The organism is Xanthomonas sp. SHU 308, from assembly GCF_000364645.1.
Lineage (GTDB): Bacteria > Pseudomonadota > Gammaproteobacteria > Xanthomonadales > Xanthomonadaceae > Xanthomonas_A > Xanthomonas_A sontii.
Genome location: NZ_AQOK01000869.1, coordinates 1 through 750, shown reverse-complemented (window position 1 = coordinate 750; position 750 = coordinate 1). Strand labels below are relative to the sequence as shown.

Annotated in this window: 1 protein-coding gene; it reads left to right on the top strand. The window is 73.9% G+C overall.

What is annotated here, in order from left to right; all coding sequences use genetic code 11:
* On the top strand, nt 1–670 hold a 670-nt coding region (locus D588_RS25935), incomplete at its 5' end, for an ABC transporter permease subunit (protein WP_017917608.1).
* Between the last annotated feature and the right edge of the window lie 80 nt (nt 671–750).

The window sequence follows — 750 nt, the reverse complement described above, 5'->3', positions numbered from 1 at the left end:
GGCGCCCAGCCTGCCGACGCTGGCCTGGTGGTGGCCGCGGCTGGCGCTGCTGCTGGCGCTGGCGGCGACCGGCTACGCGCTGCTGCGGCGTAGCCAGGCGCTGCTGCCGGCACCGCTGCGCGTGCTGCAGCGCCTGCTCGGCACGGTCGCCGTGCTGAGCCTGGCCGCACTGGGCGTCGGCGGCCTGCTGGTCGGCTATGTCGGGCTGATGCAGGTCAGCGGGGCGAGCGGGGTCAAGGTCGCCTACGCGCCACTGGGCATCGTCGTGGCGCTGGTGTTCGTGGGGCTGCCGTTCGTGGTGCGGATCGTGCAGCCGGTGCTGGCCGAGGCCGAGCGGGAACTGGAAGAGGCGGCGGCCACGCTCGGTGCCGGGCGCTGGCAGACGGTGCGCCGGGTAGTGCTGCCGACCCTGTGGCCGGCGGTGCTGACCGGATTCGCGCTGGCCTTCGCGCGTGGCGTCGGCGAGTACGGCTCGGTGATCTTCATCGCCGGCAACCTGCCCAATGCCACCGAGATCGCGCCGTTGCTGATCACCATCCGCCTGGAAGAGTTCGACTACGGCGGCGCCAGCGCGATCGCCGCGGCGATGCTGCTGTTGTCGCTGCTGTCGCTGCTACTGGTGAATGGGGCGCAGGCCTGGTTCGCGCGGCGCGGCAGGGCGGTGGCGTGATGGCGTCGGTCGTGTCCGCGCTGGCCGCGCACGTCCCCGGGCAGGCCGGCGCTGCCGCCGTCGCCGCGCACGTGCAGGTT